Genomic DNA, 1,661 nt, shown 5'->3' on the forward strand with positions numbered 1-1,661 from the left:
CCTCGGCCCTTCGTTAAGGGTGTCCAAGGACTGGGCTGGAAACGAAGAAGTGCCTTCTGATCAGGGAAAATGGGACTTGCTGAGGGTCCGAGTTTCCTGTCACGGAAGGCACTTGCTGGGTGAAGGCTACCGCAACACGTCCGAAGATCATGGTGACCGGGGACGGGCGGGGCGTGGTCGGTCACGTCGGTGCCCGGCTACTCGCTGATCTCGCTGACACGGCTGGCCTGACCAGCGCGTTCAGTCAGGCGTTGGCAGGAATGCGGCAGCGGCAGCGCGGGCATGACCCGGGCCGGATCGCGGTCGATCTCGCCGTGATGCTCGCCGACGGCGGTGAGGCCATCGCCGATCTGGCGGTGCTGCGCGATCAGGAGCCGCTGTTCGGGCCGGTCGCGTCGGATGCGACCGCGTGGCGGCTGTTGTCGCAGCTCGACGCCACGATGCTGGCCGAGCTGCGGGCTGCACGGGCAGCAGCCCGGGAGATCGTCTGGGCTCAGCACGCGGACACTCGCGGTGACCTGCCACAGCCGACGGTGGCCGGCCAGGCGGTCGACGGCCTGGTCCTGGACATCGACGCGACGATCGTGATCTGCCATTCCGACAAGGAATCGGCCACCCGTACCTGGAAGAAGACGTTCGGTTTCCATCCGCTGCTGTGCTTCCTGGACAACACCGGTGAAGCCCTCGCCGGCCTGCTGCGCGAAGGCCGGGCCGGCTCGAACACCACCACCGACCACATCACCGTGCTCGACCAGGCCCTCGTCCAGATCCCCGATGCGGTCCGGCACGGCACCCCGATCCTGCTACGCAGTGACTCCGCCGGCTCCAGCCACGGGTTTCTCGCCCACATCCGGTCCTTGCGTGAGCAGCATCTGGACATCCGATTCAGCGTCGGCGCCGCGATCACCGAACCGGTCCGGGCAGCGATCCGGGCCGCGACCGGATGGGTCCCCGCCGTCGACACCGACGGTGAACTGCGTGAACATGCCGAGGTCTGCGAGATCACCGGATCGTTCGACCCGGCCGGCTGGCCGCAGGGCACCCGGTTCCTGGTCCGCCGGGAACGCCCGCACCCCGGCGCCCAGCTGAGCTTGTTCGACACCATCGAAGGCTGGCGGCATCAGGTCGTGGCCACCGACACCCCGCCCGGCAACGGCAGCATCCAGTTCCTGGAAGCCCGGCACCGGGCCCACGCCCGCGTCGAGGACCGCATCCGGACCGGCAAGAACACCGGTTTCGGCCGGTTCCCGTCCCGCGTGTTCGCGATCAATCAGGCCTGGCTTCAACTCGCCCTGACCGGCATCGACCTGCTCGCCTGGACTCAGATCCTGCTCCTGGACGGTGACCTGGCCATCGCCGAGCCGAAGAAACTGCGTTACCGGCTGCTGCACGTCGCGGCCCGGATCACCCGCACCGCCCGCCGGACCCGGGTCGCTATCGCCGCGAGCTGGCCCTGGACCAATGCTCTGACCAGCGCATTCAGCAACCTCGCAGCACTACCCCGGCCCGCCGACTGACCCAGCGAGCCTCGTCCCGGCCAGCAACACGGAGGAACCCGGCCCCGCGCCGGGCCCTCAACATGCCAAGAAAACGCCGATAGGTACGCAAATCTTCTTCATCGAAGACCGGCTATCGAATGGCACTCAAGTGAAAGACCGAGG

Annotated in this window: 1 protein-coding gene; it reads left to right on the forward strand. The window is 67.7% G+C overall.

The genetic code is table 11. The features are described from left to right. The first annotated feature begins 119 nt into the window (after positions 1-119). Positions 120-1,517 carry an IS1380 family transposase gene (locus tag C1I95_RS33775; protein ID WP_111220157.1) on the forward strand — a complete coding sequence of 466 codons (1,398 nt, stop codon included), beginning with the start codon at positions 120-122 and terminating at the stop codon, positions 1,515-1,517. Positions 1,518-1,661: the final 144 nt, after the last annotated feature.

This window comes from Micromonospora craterilacus, assembly GCF_003236315.1.
In the GTDB taxonomy this organism is placed as follows: domain Bacteria; phylum Actinomycetota; class Actinomycetes; order Mycobacteriales; family Micromonosporaceae; genus Micromonospora; species Micromonospora craterilacus.